A 15095-nucleotide genomic window follows, 5' to 3' on the forward strand; every position below is an offset into this window, starting at 1 on the left:
CCAGATCAACCCCACAAGGCGCAGGCCTCGTGGGGTTTTTTCTTGCTCGCGCAGGGCTTTCGGTGCTGCCGGACGGCATGGCACACTGGCGTCGCAGCAAAGGCAGGGGGGGGCGAGCTTGAAGTTGCGGTTCGATAGGCTGGGTCGCTGGCAATGGATGTGGGGTCTCGCAGCCCTATGCGGCAGTGCGTCCAGCCATGCGGAATTGAGCTTTTGCGGCGATCCCGACCCACCGCCCTCGCTGTACTGGGTCAAGGATGCGGACGGCCAGCGCAGCACCAACGTCAGCGGCTATGCGGTCGAGTTGATTCGATTGGCGTTGCCCGCAGGGCAGGAGCCCCGCTTCATCGGCATGCCCTGGGCGCGCTGCCTCAGGGAGGTTGAGCAGGGGCGGATCGACTTCGCGATGGGCGGCTATTACGACGCTGAGCGCGCCAAGCGTTTTGACTATTCACGGCACTATCGCTCACTCACGCCCCAGGTGTTCTTCAGGGCCGATGCACCTCTCGAGTTGGCGAACAAGGCCGATCTAAGGAAGTACCGGGGCTGTGGCATGGCCAGCGGTAGCTATGCGCACTACGGCCTGAAGGCCGCGGAACTGCAGATCAGCAACAGCGGCTATGAGGGCATGATTCGCATGCTGCTGCGCGGGCGCTGCGATTTCTTTGTCGAGGAGTTGGAGCTCATCAGCAATTTCAAGTACCTGGGCAAGGACTTTCTCTCCATCCGCGAGCTCGCGCATGCCGAGCTGCCGGATGTGGATGCGCCGGCAGCGCATTTGCTGACCATGAAGGACGGCCCGGCAGCCGGCTTGCTGCCCGAGATCAACGCCGGCATTGAGCGACTCATCCGATCGGGCGACGCACGCCGCCTGTGGCTCAAGCACGGTGGGGAAATGCCCTTCAAACCCTGAGCGGACGCAGCTTTCGCGGCCTCAGACGTGGCAACGGCCCGCGCAGGCGGGCCGTTTGCTCAGGCTTCAGCTGCGAGTCAGGCGGCGGCGGTTTCGGTCGTCACGGCCACCTTCTTGGCGGCAGCGCGCACCGGCTTGGCCTTTGCTGCCACCACCGGCTTCATCGCCTTCACGGCCTTGACGGCGGGCCTGCGGGCGGCAGGCTTCACGGCCGCCTTCACGGCGGGGCGCGTCGGACGCACGGCACGCTTGGCGGGCTTTTTCGTCGGCTGCACCGCCTTCACCAAGCTGTCGGCGCCGGCGGCGGCCTTGCCGGCCACGGCCAGCAGGGCCAGCGCGGTGGGCAGGCTCAGGCGCGAGGCGGTCTGCAGGCCGTTCGCCAGCATCTCGTTGTCCACGCCCTTCACCAGCTTGGCGGCCTTGCTCAGTTGGGCGGCGGCGGTGTGCGCACCGAAGTCGATGGCCTGGGTGCTGCGCTCGGCCACCTGTTCCACGCCCTTGGCGACCCAGCCGGTCAGACCCGTGATGCGGGGGCTCACGGCGGTGTTGGCCAAGGCGCCGTCCAGCTTGCCGATGACGCGCTGGCTGCCCAGGCGGTAGGCCAGCACGAACTGCTTGGCGGCGATGCGGCAATGCTCGACGGTGTTGAGGGTGACGCGGGTCAGGGTGGGGTTGCGCATGGGGTGGCCTCGCTGCGGGTAGTTGATTGGTTGGATGGTTCGCCTGCAGTATGGGCGGCGAGTTCTAGAGAGGGATACCCAAGAGGGGCGCAATTCCTAGTGTGAGCGCTCCAAATTGGCCCCGGGCGGCCTCCTAGGGCAAACACTCCCTGGCGGAAACTGACTGCCACCTGGCGGGCCCAGACATCGCTGCCGGAGGGCCGAGTCGCGACCATGCGAGCACCCCAAGCCGCTGGAGCCCGCGATGTATTTTCAGCAGATCAGCACCTCGGTCATCGACGATGAGTCGTTGCCCTGGCTGCCCTTCACGCCCTATTCGGAAGGCGTGCAGCTGAAGGTGTTTCGCGTCGATCCGGTGCGCGGCGAGATGATTCTGCTGCTGCGCGCGCCGGCCGGTCTGAACCTGCCGCGCCACCATCACTCGGGCGCGCTGATCGTCTTCACCGTCAGCGGCCGCTGGAAATACCGCGAGCACGACTGGATTGCCGGCCCCGGCAGCGTCGTGTTCGAGACCGCCGCCGCCATCCACACGCCCGAGGCGCTGGGCCACGCGGGCGAGACCCTCACCTTCAACGTCATAGCCGGCGATCTGTCCTTTCTTGACGAGCACGGCCAAGTGCTCGCGGTCGAGAACTGGAAGACGGTGATGCAGCGCTACCTCGCTTATTGCGCGCATGCCGGCGTCGAGCCCATGGACATCAGTGCCTGCCACTGAGCCCGACCTTTTCCTCCTCCCTCCACATCCATAAAAGTCCAGGAGACAAACCGATGAATCGTCCAGCCCAGATGCGCGTGACCGCGCTCGGCCTTGCCGCGGCGGCCCTGTTCGCCAGCGGCACGCTGCATGCCTTTGAAATCGACACCGGCAACGCCGATCTGGTGCTGCGCTGGGACACCACGCTGCGCTACAACCTCGGCAGCCGTGTCGAGCCGCAGGATGCCGCCATTCTTGGCAACCCCAACCAGGACGACGGCGACCGCAACTTCGCCAAGGGCAAGCTGGTGGCCAACCGTCTGGATCTGCTGAGCGAGGCCGATCTGGTGTGGAACAAGCGCTTCGGCGCGCGCCTCAGCGCCGCCGGCTGGTACGACGCCGCCTACCGCAGCCTGGACGGCAGCTCCACCGCCACCGCCAACACCCTGGTGGGCGGCAAGCCGGTGGCCGGCGCGCTCTCGCCCTATGCCAGCCGCTTTGCCAAGGGCGCCTCGGGCGAATTCTTGGATGCCTTCGTGTTCGCCAACGCCGATGTGGCCGACATGCCGCTGACGCTGCGCGCCGGCCGCCACACCGTCTACTGGGGCGAGAGCCTGCTGGGCGGTGGCGCCATCCACGGCATCTCCTACGGCCAGTATTCGCTGGACCTGTGGAAGGCCCTGGCCACGCCGGGCATCGAGATCAAGGAGCTGTTCCGGCCGCGCAACTCGCTCAGCGCGCAGCTGGTGGCCACGCCCGAGCTGACGCTGGCGGCGCAGACCTTCTTCGATTGGGAGGCGGCGCGCTACCCCGAGGCCGGCACCTTCCTGACCGTCAACGACGGCCTGCTCAAGGGCGGCGACAGCCTGGTGGTGGGCCCCAACCAGCGCATGCTGCAGGGCGCCATGGGCACGCCCAAGAAGACCGGTGACTGGGGCCTGATGGCGCGCTGGAGCCCCGAGTGGCTGGACGGCACGGCCGGCCTCTACCTGCGCCGCACCGCCGACATCCAGCCGCAGCTGAGCGTGGCGCCGGCGGTGGCCGCCTTGCCCGCCGCCACCTGCGGCGCGCTGGGCTTCACGGCCCTGGCGCCCACCACCTGCTATGTGAACCCGGCCGCCGCCACGGTGCCGCAGATCCTGTCGGGTCAGATCGGCCAGTACCGCGCCTACTACGGCCGCGACATCGACATCCTGGGCCTCAGCCTGTCGCGCAATATCGCGGGCGTGAGCGTCGGCGCCGAGCTGAGCTACCGCCGCAACATGCCGCTGCAGAGCGCGCCGGTGACCCTGCTGCCGGCCAAGATCGCCAACCCGGCCGCCGGCCAATTGGCCAGCACGGCGGTCACCGACGATGCCCCCGGCGCGCGCGGCAACACCGTGCATGGCGTGCTGGCGCTGATCGGCTCCCTGCCCAAGACGGCGCTGTTCGACAGCGCGATCTGGCAGGCCGAGGCGGTCTACAACACCTGGACCAAGGTGACCCAGAACGCCGCCGTCTTCAAGGGTGGCGCGGCCTATGCGTCCAACCCGGCCAATATCGACGCGGCCAGCAAGAACTTTGTCGGCCTGGGCATCAACTTCGTGCCCACCTGGTACCAGGTCTTGCCCAGCGTGGACCTGAGCCTGCCGCTGTCCTGGTCGGCCGGCATCAAGGGCAACTCGGCCGTGGTGTCGGGCGGCAACAAGGACTCGGGCTCCTTCTCGCTGGGCCTGGCCGCCGACATCCAGGGCAAATACAACCTGGCGCTGCGCTATGTGGGCTTCTATGGCGACTACAGCCAGCTGGCCAACGGCGCCATGAACGTGCCCAACGGCACGCCGGCCCTGCTGTCCGATCGCGGCCATGTGCTGCTGACCTTCAAGACCACCTTCTGAGAGACAAGCCATGAGCAAGAAGACGAATCTGCATCTGATCGCCGGCGCCGTGCTGGCGCTGGCCGCCGCCCAGGCCCAGGCCGCCGTGAGCGCCGACGAGGCCAAGAAGCTGGGCGCAAGCCTCACGCCCATGGGCGCCGAGATGGCCGGCAACGCCGACAAGAGCATCCCCGACTACACCGGCGGCCTTACCGCGCTGCCGGCCGGCTACCAGAAGGGCTCGGGCCTGCGCCCCGACCCCTTCGCGGCCGAGAAGCCGCTGTATTCGATCAAGGCCGGCGATGCCGCCAAGCACGAGGCCAAGCTGACCGCGGGCGCCAGGGAGTTGCTGAAGCGCTTTCCCGACATGCGCATCGACGTCTATCCCTCGCACCGCAGCGCCGCCTATCCCAAGTACGTGATCGACAACACGATCAAGAACGCCACCTCGGTGAAGACCACCGACGGCGGCCTGGGCGTGGAGGGCACCTACGCCGGCATCCCGTTCCCCATCCCCAAGACCGGGCAGGAGGTGATGTGGAACCATCTGCTGCGCTTCAACGGCCACAGCTACTACACGCAGTACGACTCGATCAACGTCGACTCCTCGGGCAAGGCGGTGCTGGCCACCAGCGGCCAGATCAATGTCGAATATCCCTTCTACGACCCCAAGCGCAGCGCGGTGTCGGCCGACAGCGACGTCTACTTCCGCACCAAGATCGCCTACACCGCACCGGCGCGCCGGGCCGGCGAGGGCGTGCTGGCGCAGGACTACATCAACCCGATGAAGAACAACCGCAAGGCCTGGCAATACCTGCCCGGCCAGCGCCGCGTCAAGCTCGCACCCGACATCGCCTACGACACGCCCAACCCCGGCGCCGCCGGTGCCTCGACCTATGACGACGCCTGGGTCTTCAACGGCGCGCTGGACCGCTACGACTGGAAGCTGGTCGGCAAGCGCGAGATGCTGGTGCCCTACAACAACTACAAGCTCACCTACGCGGCCGACCCCTATGCCGCCACCACGCCGGGCCACCTGAACCCCGACCATGTGCGCTGGGAGCTGCACCGCGTCTGGGTGGTCGAGGCCACGCTCAAGGAAGGCAAGCGCCACATCTACGCCAAGCGCAACTTCTACATCGACGAGGACAGCTGGTTCGCGATCGCCTCCGACCAGTACGACGCGCGCGGCCAGCTCTACCGCTCCGGCTTCGCCTTCATGACCCCCGGCTACGACCTGCCCAGCCCCTCGGCCTCGGCCCAGGTGTTCTACGACTTCGTCGGCGGTGGCTACAACGTCTCCGGCCTGCTGGGTGCCTACAAGGTGGGCATGAAGTTCATCGACGCGCTGCCCGCGGGGCAGTGGTCCAGCGAGGCGCTCGCCGGCGCCGGCATTCGCTGATGGTTTCGGGGCGCGGCCGGTGTCTCCTTCCTGAAATACCTACCTTGCCGGTTGCGCCCCACCTATTGCCATGCATAAACAAACCCTGATACTCGCCGCCCTGCTGCTGGCCCTGCAGCCCGCCGCCCAGGCCGACCCGCTGGCGCGCCCGGCGCGCCCCACGGCGCTGCTGAGCCAGCGCCTCGTCACCGCGATCGCTGCGGCCGGCCCGCAGCGCCTGGTGGCGGTGGGCCAGCGCGGCCATATCGCCTATTCCGACGATGGCGGCCAGGGCTGGACCCAGGCGCGCGTGCCGGTCGCCTCCGATCTCACCGCGCTGCAGTTCGTCGATGCGAAGCAGGGCTATGCGGTGGGCCACGACGGCGTGGTGCTGGCGAGCAGCGATGGCGGCGCCAGCTGGAGCCTCAAGCTCGACGGCCGCCAGGCCAACAGCCTCTTGCTCGCGCATCTGCAATCCCTGCCGGCCTCCGAGGCGCGTGAACGCCTGCTGGCCGAGGCGCAGCGCAATGCCGAGGCGGGGCCCGACAAGCCCTTGCTCGATCTGTTCTTCAGCAGCGCCAGCGAGGGCTTCGTGGTGGGCGCCTACAACCTGATCCTGCACACCGCCGACGCGGGCAAGACCTGGACCCCCTGGTTCGAACGCACGGACAACCCGCGCCTGCTCAACCTCTATGCCATCCGCCCGCATCGCGGCAGCCTCTACATCGCCGGCGAGGCCGGCCTGCTGCTCAGGCTGGATGCCGCGCAGCAGCGCTTCGTGGCGCTGGACGGCGGCTACCAGGGCAGCTTCTTCGGCCTGCTCGATGCCGGCGACACGCTGATCGCCTACGGCATGCGCGGCCATGCCCATGCCACGCGCGACGCGGGCAAGACCTGGACCCGCCTCGACACCCCGCTGCAGGCCAGCATCACTGCGGCGAGCCGCGGCGCCGCGCAGGAACTCTGGCTGGCCGACCAGACCGGCAGCGTGGCGCTGAGCCGCGACGGCGCGCAGAGCTTCCGGCGCGTGGCCTTGCCCGAGACCCTGCCACTGGCGGCCCTGGCCGCCACGCCCACGCGGCTGCTGCTGGGCGGCGCACGCGGCCTGCGCAGCCTGCCGCTGCCCAAAGACTGAACATACAAGATGGCGATCAGCACCACCTCCACCGAAATGCCGGTCATCCATGACCTGGCCGACTTCCCGCGCCATTCCGGCAACTGGCTGGAGCGTGCGGTGTTCAACCGCCGCCGCAGCATGCTGCTGCTGTGCGCGCTGGCGACCCTGCTGCTGGGCTTCATGTGCACGCGCGTGACGCTCAACGCCAGCTTCGAGAAGATGATCCCCACCGGTCATCCCTATATCCAGAACTTCCTGCAGCACCGCCAGGAGCTGCGCGGCATGGGCAACCAGCTGCGCATCGTGGTCGAGAACCCCGGCCTGGGCAATGGCACGGTGTTCGACGCCAAGTACCTGGACGCGCTCAAGCACCTCAACGACGAGCTGTTTCTGAGCGCCGGCGTGGACCGCGCCTGGGTCAAGTCGATCTGGATGCCGGCGGTGCGCTGGACCGAGGTGACCGAGGAGGGCTTCAACGGCGGCGCGGTGATGCCCGATGGCTTCGACGGCTCGCCGGCCAGCATCGAGCAGCTGCGCCTGAACGTCTCGCGTGCCAACCTGGTCGGCAGCCTGGTCTCCAACGACCTGAAGAGCAGCGCCATCGTGCTGCCCCTGCTGGAGCGCCGGCCCGACGGCAGCCGCATCAACTACTGGCAGCTGGGCCACGACCTCGACCAACTGCGCGCCAAATACGAGGCCCAGGGGCTCAAGGTCCACATCATCGGTTTCGCCAAGATCGTCGGCGACCTGCTCGACGGCCTCGTGCAGGTGGCGCTGTACTTCGGCATCGCCATCGTCATCGCCGGAGCACTGCTCTACGGCTACACGCGCTGCGCGCGCTCCACCGCCCTGGTGCTGGCCTGCTCGCTGATCGCGGTGGTCTGGCAGATCGGCCTGCTGGCGCTGTTCGGCCTGGAGCTGGACCCCTATTCGATGCTGGTGCCCTTTCTGGTGTTCGCCATCGGCGTGAGCCATGGCGCGCAGAAGATGAACGGCATCATGCAGGACATCGCGCGCGGCACGCACCGCCTGGTGGCCGCGCGCTACACCTTCCGCCGCCTCTTCCTGGCCGGCGTCACCGCGCTGCTGGCCGATGCGGTGGGCTTCGCGGTGCTGGTGCTGATCCCGATTCCGGTGATACGCGAACTGGCGCTGGCCGCCAGCATCGGCGTGGCGGTGCTGGTGTTCACCAATCTGCTGCTGCTGCCGGTGCTCTTGAGCTTCGTCGGCGTCGGCGCACGCGCGGCACGCCGCACGCTGGAGCTGGAGCAGCGCCAGCTTGCCGGCCACCGCGGCCTGTGGGTGTTCCTCGACCATTTCGCCGAGCGCCGCAGCTGGGCCAGCGTCACCGTGCTGGTGGCGCTGGCGCTGGGCGTGGCCGGCTTCGTGGTGAGCCAGCGCCTGCAGATCGGCGACCTCGACCCCGGTGCGCCCGAGTTGCGCCCGCAGTCGCGCTACAACCGCGACAACGCCTATGTGAGCGGGCATTACGCGCTCTCCAGCGATGTGTTCGCGGTGATCGTGAAGACGCCGCCCGAGGGCTGCCTCAAGTACGAGACGCTGGAGCATGTCGATCAGCTCGCCTGGGAGCTGCAGCAGCTGCCCGAGGTGCGCATGACCCTGGGTCTGCAGGACGTGGTGCGCCAGATCACCGCCGGCAGCTTCGAGGGCAACCCGAAGTGGCTCACCATCAGCCGCAACCAGGACGTGCTGAACTACGGCGCCCAGCAGGCCAGCGTCAACAACCCCGATATGTTCAACACCGAATGCTCGGTGATGCCGCTGGTGGCCTTTCTGTCCGACCACAAGGCCGCCACGCTCTCGAGCGTGCTGGCCACGGTGGAGCGTTTCATTGCCGAACATCCCACCGATGCGGCCAAGCTGCAGCTGCTGCCGGCCGCCGGCGGCGCCGGCATCGAGGCCGCCACCAACATCGTCGTGAAGCAGGCCAATACCACCATGCTGCTGTACGTCTATGCGGCGGTGATCGCGCTGTGCCTGATCACCTTCCGCAGCTGGCGCGCCACCGTGGTGGCGGTGCTGCCCCTGGTGCTGACCTCCATCCTCTGCGAGGCCCTGATGGTGTGGCTGGGCATGGGCGTGAAGGTGGCGACGCTGCCGGTGATCGCGCTGGGTGTGGGCATAGGCGTGGACTACGCGCTCTACCTGCTCTCGGTGCAGCTGGCCGGCCAGCGCCGCGGGCTCACGCTGGCCGAGGCCTATGGCGACGCGGTGCTGTTCACCGGCCGCGTGGTCGCGCTGGTGGGCGTGACCCTGGCCGCCGGCGTCATCACCTGGGCCTTCTCGCCGATCAAGTTCCAGGCCGATATGGGCGTGCTGCTGACCTTCATGTTCGTCTGGAACATGGTCGGCGCCCTGGTGCTGATCCCGGCGCTCTCGCATTTCCTTCTGAACGATCAACACATCCGCAAGAAAGCCGCTTGATATGAACGGACTCATGATGCAGCAGCCGCTGCTGATCTCATCCCTGCTGCGCCATGCCGAGCGGCATCACGCCGAGCAGGAGATCGTCAGCCGCCGCTGCGAGGGCGACATCCATCGCTATCGCTTCAAGGACCTGGCCGCGCGTGCGCGCCGCCTCGCCAAGGCCATGCGAGCGCTGGGCGTGGGGGAGGGCGCGCGCGTCGGCACGCTGGCCTGGAACACCTACCGCCATATGGAGCTGTATTACGCGGTCTCGGGCAGCGGCGCGGTGCTGCACACCCTGAATCCGCGCCTGCATCCCGAGCAGCTGGCCTGGATCGCCGCCCATGCCGAGGACCAGGTGCTGTGCTTCGACCTGAGCTTTCTGCCGCTGGTGGAGGCGGTGGCCGGCCAGTTGCCCGGGGTGCGGCATTTCGTGCTGATGAGCGATCGCGCCCACATGCCTGCCGACAGCAAGATCGCGAACCTGCTGTGCTATGAGGAGCTGGTCGAGGCGCAAGACGATGATTACGCCTGGCCGGTCTTCGACGAGAACCGCGCCTCCAGCCTCTGCTACACCAGCGGCACCACGGGCAATCCCAAGGGCGTGCTCTACAGCCATCGCTCCACCGTGCTGCACACCTATGCCGCGGCCCTGCCCGATGCGCTGAACTGCTCGGCGCGCGACGTCATCCTGCCGGTGGTGCCGATGTTCCACGTCAACGCCTGGGGCCTGCCCTATGTGGCCTGCATGGTGGGCGCCAAGCTGGTGTTCCCCGGCCCGGGCCTGGACGGCAAGAGCCTGCACGAGCTGTTCGAGGCCGAGCGCGTCACCGTCTCGGCCGGCGTGCCCACGGTCTGGCAGGGCCTGCTGGCCCATGTGGAGGCGCAGCAGCTGCAGTTCAGCACGATGCGCCGCACCGTCATCGGCGGCTCCTCCTGCCCGCCGGCGATGCTGCGCAGCTTCCAGGAAAAGTACGGCGTCGAGGTGCTGCATGCCTGGGGCATGACCGAGCTGAGCCCGCTGGGCACGGTCTGCACCCTCAAGCCCGCGCAGCAGCAGCTGGATGCCGAGCAGCGCTATGCGGTGCAGGCCAAGCAGGGCCGCGCCATCTTCGGCGTGGACATGAAGGTGGTGGGCGAGGACGGTGCCGAGCTGCCCTGGGACGGCAAGAGCAGCGGCGAGCTGCTGGTGCGCGGCCCCTGGGTGCTGAGCCAGTATCTGAAGGGCGAGGGTGGCGATGCGCTGCTGGACGGCTGGTTCCCCACCGGCGATGTGGCCCATATCGACGCCCAGGGCTTCATGCAGATCACCGACCGCGCCAAGGACGTGATCAAGAGCGGCGGCGAATGGATCGGTTCGATCGACCTGGAGAACATCGCCATGTCGCATCCGGCCGTGGCGATGGCCGCCTGCATCGCCGCCAGGCATGCCAAGTGGGACGAGCGCCCGCTGCTGGTGGTGGTGAAGAAGCCCGGCGCCGCGCTCAGCAAGCAGGAGCTGCTGCGGCACTACGAGGGCCGCATCGCCAAATGGTGGACCCCCGACGACGTGCTTTTCGTCGACGCGATTCCGCTCGGTGCCACCGGCAAGATGCAGAAGAACAAGCTGCGCGAGCAGTTCCAGGATCACCTGCTGCAAGGAGCAACGGTATGAAGACAAGCATAGGCCTGAGCCTGAAACTGAGCCTGAGCGCGCTGCTGCTGGCGCAAGCGCAGGCGGCCACCCTCAGCGGCACGGTGACGAGCGAGGGCAAGCCCCTGGCGGGCGTCATGGTCACCGCCATCGACGCCAAGCAGGAGCGCCGCGACACCGTCTACACCGACGAGCAGGGCCGCTACGCGCTGACGGTGGACTTCAGCGGCAAGGTCAATCTGCGCGCGCGTGCGCCCTATTACAAGGACGAGAGCCTGGCGCTGGACCTGCCGGCCGGCCCGGCCGAACTCAAGCAGGTGTTCGCGCTGGCGCGCCATGGCGTCGCGGCCGAACTCTCGGCCAGCCTGAGTGCCTCGGCCCAGCTCACCAAGCTGCCCTGGCAGAGCGTGGACAGCCGCTCGGCCTTCATCAGCCAGTGCAATTACTGCCACCAGATGGGCAATGAGCTGACGCGCGCACCCAAGGACCCGAAGGCCTGGGCCGAGACGGTCAAGCGCATGGAGGGCTACTTCGGCATGCTCACGCCCAGGGAGGCCAAGGACATCACCAAGGTGCTGGCCCAGGGCTTCGACGGCAAGCCGGTGGCCGCCGTGCAGACCCATCTGTTCCACGCCGGCCTGGCCAAGGCCAAGGTGAAGGAATGGGTGGTGGGCGATGGCATGAGCTTCATCCACGACGCCGATGTCGGCGAGGACGAGCGGCTCTACGGCGTCGACGAGGGCCACGACGTGATCTGGGAGCTGGACCGCGCCAGCGGCAAGGTCCGCGAGCACAAGCTGCCCGACGTCGACCTGCCCAAGGGCGGCGTCTTCGCCGGCGTGCAACTGCCGATCGGCGTGTTCACCGGCAAGCATGGTCCGCATTCGATGGCCCAGGCCAAGGACGGGCGCTTCTGGTTCACCAACGCGCTCTCGTCCAGCCTGGGTTCCTTCGATCCGGTCACCAAGGCCATCAAGCTCTACGAGATGGGGCGCACCCACCTCTATCCGCACACCGTGCGCATCGACAAGGAGGGCATCGTCTGGTTCACCATCGTGGCCTCCAACGAGGTCGGCCGCTTCGACCCCAAGACCGAGAAGTTCACCATCCTCTCGTTGCCGCACAACGGCTTCTGGCGCGGCGTGTCGGACATCTTCTTCCCCTATGTGCTGAAGATCGCCGCCTGGTTCCCCGAGAAGAACCTGCAGATGGGCGTGTCGCACCATCGCTGGGCCAACCAGGGCCGCGAGGCCTTTGCCTTCCCCTATGGCATCGACGTCAACCCGGTCGACGGCTCGATCTGGTACGCCAAGCTCTATGCCCACAAGATCGGCCGCATCGACCCCAAGACCCTGCAGGTGCAGGAGTTCGACACGCCGCTGAAGGGCCCGCGCCGGCTGCGCTTTGATGCCAGCGGCAACCTCTGGATTCCGGCCTTCGACGAGTCGGGCGTGATGAAGTTCGACACCCGCAGCAAGACCTTCGAGACCTTCAAGCTGCCGCTGCTGGCGCACAACGAGTACGAGGTGCCCTATGCGCTGGCCGTGCATCCCAAGACCCAGGAGGTCTGGATCACCTCGAACATGTCGGACCGCATCTTCCGCTTCGACCCCAAGGCCAAGCAGTTCGCCAGCTACCCGATGCCGACGCGGGTGACCTGGCTGCGCGATCTGGTGTTCGCCAAGGACGGCGGCATCTGCTCGTCCTCGTCGAACCTGCCGGCCTATGGCATCGAGGGCGGCCGCGCCTCCTTTATCTGCCTCTATCCGGACGCCGGCAACTAAGCAGGAGCTTCTCATGGACTTCCAAGAATTCCTCGTCTACCTCGTCATCACGCTGCTGATGAACCCGCTGCTGCTGGTGCTGGGCCTGCCCTTCATCCTGCTGGGCAAGCTGTTCCACCACTTCGGCGCGCTCTGGTTCAGGGACGGGCCGCGCTTCGCGCTCGCCTGCGGCATCGCCGCTCTGGGCATCGCCCCGGCCTACGACGAACACCGCATGCCCACGCCCATCTACACCTGGCTGATGGGCTGGGACATCGCGGGCGAAGCCAGCCAGCTGAGCCTCACCGCCATGCTGGTCTCGTTCGCCATCACCTGGGCCATCGTCTGGGCCAAGGCGCACAAGCTGGCCAAGAAACATTGATCCCGGAGACGCGCATGAACGACCGACACGACATCGCGGCCCTGCAGGTGGCCGACCTGTTCGCCCGCCAGCAGCAGGCTTTTCTGAAGCACACGAATCCCAGCGCGGCGCAGCGCCGCGAGCATCTGAAGGCGCTCAAGCGCCAGCTGAGCCGCTACCAGGACCTGCTCTGCGAGGCGATCGCGCAGGACTTCGGCCAGCGCGCGCCGGCCGAGACCAAGATGCTGGACCTGCTGACCACCACGCTGGAGGCCAACCACGCCATCACCCATCTGGGCCGCTGGATGAGGGCCAGCAAGCGCTGGCCCGAGCTGCTGTTCGCCAGCAACAGCCTCAAGGTGGAATACCAGCCCAAGGGCGTGGTGGGCGTGATCGCGACCTGGAACTTCCCGGTCTACCTCTCGCTGGGCCCGCTGGTGACGGCGCTGGCGGCCGGCAACCGCGTCATGATCAAGATGCCCGAGACCACCCCGGCCACCAATGCCACGCTCAAGGCCATGCTGGCCGAGGTGTTCGACGAGGACCATGTGGCCCTGATCGGCGCCGAGCTGGCCGACCCGAATGCCTTCAGCTCGCTGCCCTTCAACCACATCGTCTTCACCGGCTCGCCCGCGGTGGGAAAGCTGGTGATGGCGCAGGCGGCGCAAAACCTGACCCCGGTGACGCTGGAGCTGGGCGGCAAGTCGCCGGCGGTGGTGCTGAACGATTACTCGATCGCCGATGCCGCCTACCGCATCGCGCATGGCAAGGGCGTCAACTGCGGCCAGGTCTGCGTGGCGCCCGATTACGCCCTGGTGCCGCGCGCCAAGGTCGGCGCCTTCGTGCTGGAGCTGAAGAAGAGCTTTGCCGCTCTCTACAAGGGCCAGACCGCCGGCAGCAGCGACTACACCGCGATCGCCAGCGAGCGCCATGCGGCGCGCATCGAGGGCCTGCTCGACGATGCCCGCGCCAAGGGCGCCGGCATCGATGTCTGCGGTGCCCTGGATGGCCAGGGCCGCCAGCAGCCCCTGCACATCGTCACCGGCGTGAGCGCCGAGATGGCGCTGATGCGCGAGGAGATCTTCGGCCCCATCCTGCCCATCGTGCCCTACGACAGCCTGGACGAGGCGATCGAATACATCCAGAACCGCCCGCGGCCGTTGGCCCTCTATGCCTTCAGCCATGACGTGAAGGCGCGCGGCGAGCTGCTGGCGCGCACCCACTCGGGCGGCGTCACTATCAACGACTGGGCCTGGCATGTGGTGAACCACGACGCGCCCTTCGGCGGCGTGGGCAACTCGGGCATGGGCAACTACCACGGCGAGGAGGGCTTCCGCGAGCTCTCGCATGCGCGCACGGTGTTCAAGCGCCACCGCTTCTTCCCGATCTCGCTGTTCTATCCGCCCTACGGCAACATCGTCCAGCACCTCTCGCTGGCGCTGTTCCTGGGCCATGGCGACAAGAAGCTGACGAAGAAACCCTTCTGAGGCGGCTTCAGTCGAAGCGGCGCTCGATGCGGCGGAACTCCGCCGACTGGCGCTGCTGTGACATCGCCGTCCAGAGCGCCTCGGCCTCGTCCCGGTGCGTCTGGAGATAGGCGGGGCTCGCCACCGCGAACAATACCGCCTCGAACACGGGCGGCTGCAGGCGCTGCAGGCGCCCGGCAAACTCGGGCTGGGTCAGCAGCGCGTCGGCCTCGTTGCCGGGCAGCATGGCCAGTCCGGCACGGCCGGCCAGCAGCATGCGCGCCATGTTCACGGTGGCGACCGAGGCAAAGGCCTCGACGCCCCGCTCGGCGGCCCAGTCCCGCGCCGCCAGATGGCCATTGCGGTAGAGCAGCGGGCCGCGCAGCCCGCTGAGGCGCTGCCCATCCCAGCTGGCCGTGCCACCCACCGGCGCGAGGAAGACCACCTGCAGCTGCGTCAGGGCGCGGCGCACGTCCACCTGCTGGCCGTGCATCGGGTAGGCCAGCCGCGCACGCAGGCTGGGCGTGTCGACGGCCGCTGCCAGCCAGTCGTAGCGCCCGGCGGCCACGCTCTCCACGCAGCGCTGGCGCGGTTCCACCGCAAAGCGTATGCGCAGCCCCAGGCGCTCCGCTGCCTCGCGCAGCAGGTACTGGTGCCGGCCTTCGCGATCCGGGTAGCTCACCGGCGCGAACGCCAGGTCGGAGATACAGGCGGTCAGCTCGCGCGCCGGGTTGGCCGGGGCAAGCTGCCAGCACGCCCCCAGGCACAAGGCCAGCAGGGCGGGGCGCAAGCGGGGCCATAGGG

General features: G+C 67.9%; 12 protein-coding genes. 10 read left to right on the plus strand and 2 right to left on the minus strand.

Annotated elements, in window-relative coordinates; translation table 11 throughout:
- On the plus strand, positions 1–913 hold a 913-nt coding region (locus AC3WQY_RS13540; RefSeq protein ID WP_492709071.1), incomplete at its 5' end, for a substrate-binding periplasmic protein.
- Positions 914–990: 77 nt separating this feature from the next.
- Here the strand turns inward: AC3WQY_RS13540 and AC3WQY_RS13545 are convergent.
- Entirely contained in the window at positions 991–1593 is a 603-nt protein-coding gene (locus AC3WQY_RS13545) for a hypothetical protein (protein WP_492709073.1), read from the minus strand.
- Between the two features lie 244 nt (positions 1594–1837).
- Between AC3WQY_RS13545 and AC3WQY_RS13550 the strand changes: the two genes are divergently transcribed.
- The 9 genes from AC3WQY_RS13550 (at position 1838) to AC3WQY_RS13590 (ending at position 14312) form a co-directional block, all read left to right on the plus strand.
- On the plus strand, positions 1838–2308 hold the full coding sequence (locus AC3WQY_RS13550; RefSeq protein WP_285232664.1) for a 2,4'-dihydroxyacetophenone dioxygenase family protein: 471 nt from the start codon (positions 1838–1840) through the stop codon (positions 2306–2308).
- Between the two features lie 53 nt (positions 2309–2361).
- On the plus strand, positions 2362–4164 hold the full coding sequence (locus AC3WQY_RS13555) for a DUF1302 domain-containing protein (RefSeq protein ID WP_492709075.1): 1803 nt from the start codon (positions 2362–2364) through the stop codon (positions 4162–4164).
- Positions 4165–4174: 10 nt separating this feature from the next.
- Entirely contained in the window at positions 4175–5545 is a 1371-nt protein-coding gene (locus AC3WQY_RS13560) for a DUF1329 domain-containing protein (protein WP_285232662.1), read from the plus strand.
- Between the two features lie 70 nt (positions 5546–5615).
- Positions 5616–6659: a WD40/YVTN/BNR-like repeat-containing protein gene (locus AC3WQY_RS13565; protein ID WP_492709077.1), complete on the plus strand. Its 1044-nt coding sequence runs from the start codon at positions 5616–5618 to the stop codon at positions 6657–6659.
- A 9-nt stretch (positions 6660–6668) separates the two neighbouring features.
- A complete protein-coding gene (locus tag AC3WQY_RS13570; protein WP_492709079.1) occupies positions 6669–9086 on the plus strand; it encodes an efflux RND transporter permease subunit in 2418 nt (805 codons plus the stop codon).
- A gap of 1 nt (position 9087) precedes the next feature.
- On the plus strand, positions 9088–10722 hold the full coding sequence (locus AC3WQY_RS13575; protein ID WP_492709081.1) for a 3-(methylthio)propionyl-CoA ligase: 1635 nt from the start codon (positions 9088–9090) through the stop codon (positions 10720–10722).
- Positions 10719–12485 carry a carboxypeptidase regulatory-like domain-containing protein gene (locus tag AC3WQY_RS13580; protein ID WP_492709083.1) on the plus strand — a complete coding sequence of 589 codons (1767 nt, stop codon included), beginning with the start codon at positions 10719–10721 and terminating at the stop codon, positions 12483–12485. Before AC3WQY_RS13575 ends, AC3WQY_RS13580 begins: the two co-directional genes overlap by 4 nt.
- A 13-nt stretch (positions 12486–12498) precedes the next feature.
- The gene (locus AC3WQY_RS13585) at positions 12499–12846 is read left to right on the plus strand and encodes a hypothetical protein (RefSeq protein WP_492709085.1); all 348 of its coding nucleotides are present in this window, start codon (positions 12499–12501) and stop codon (positions 12844–12846) included.
- Between the two features lie 14 nt (positions 12847–12860).
- On the plus strand, positions 12861–14312 hold the full coding sequence (locus tag AC3WQY_RS13590) for a coniferyl aldehyde dehydrogenase (RefSeq protein ID WP_492709087.1): 1452 nt from the start codon (positions 12861–12863) through the stop codon (positions 14310–14312).
- A gap of 7 nt (positions 14313–14319) precedes the next feature.
- Here AC3WQY_RS13590 and AC3WQY_RS13595 read toward each other — a convergent pair.
- A partial coding sequence (locus AC3WQY_RS13595; protein ID WP_492709089.1) for a substrate-binding periplasmic protein occupies positions 14320–15095 on the minus strand: 776 nt, incomplete at its 5' end.

Source organism: Roseateles sp. FW301-B2 (assembly GCF_058788955.1).

What these genes read in the sequence shown, in the direction of transcription:
- AC3WQY_RS13560 (WP_285232662.1), top strand. Translation starts at nt 4,175, where the DNA reads ATGAGCAAGAAGACGAATCTGCATCTGATCGCCGGCGCCGTGCTGGCG.
- AC3WQY_RS13590 (WP_492709087.1), top strand. Translation starts at nt 12,861, where the DNA reads ATGAACGACCGACACGACATCGCGGCCCTGCAGGTGGCCGACCTGTTC.
- AC3WQY_RS13585 (WP_492709085.1), top strand. Translation starts at nt 12,499, where the DNA reads ATGGACTTCCAAGAATTCCTCGTCTACCTCGTCATCACGCTGCTGATG.
- AC3WQY_RS13550 (WP_285232664.1), top strand. Translation starts at nt 1,838, where the DNA reads ATGTATTTTCAGCAGATCAGCACCTCGGTCATCGACGATGAGTCGTTG.
- AC3WQY_RS13575 (WP_492709081.1), top strand. Translation starts at nt 9,088, where the DNA reads ATGAACGGACTCATGATGCAGCAGCCGCTGCTGATCTCATCCCTGCTG.
- AC3WQY_RS13565 (WP_492709077.1), top strand. Translation starts at nt 5,616, where the DNA reads ATGCATAAACAAACCCTGATACTCGCCGCCCTGCTGCTGGCCCTGCAG.
- AC3WQY_RS13555 (WP_492709075.1), top strand. Translation starts at nt 2,362, where the DNA reads ATGAATCGTCCAGCCCAGATGCGCGTGACCGCGCTCGGCCTTGCCGCG.
- AC3WQY_RS13545 (WP_492709073.1), bottom strand. Translation starts at nt 1,593, where the DNA reads ATGCGCAACCCCACCCTGACCCGCGTCACCCTCAACACCGTCGAGCAT.
- AC3WQY_RS13570 (WP_492709079.1), top strand. Translation starts at nt 6,669, where the DNA reads ATGGCGATCAGCACCACCTCCACCGAAATGCCGGTCATCCATGACCTG.
- AC3WQY_RS13580 (WP_492709083.1), top strand. Translation starts at nt 10,719, where the DNA reads ATGAAGACAAGCATAGGCCTGAGCCTGAAACTGAGCCTGAGCGCGCTG.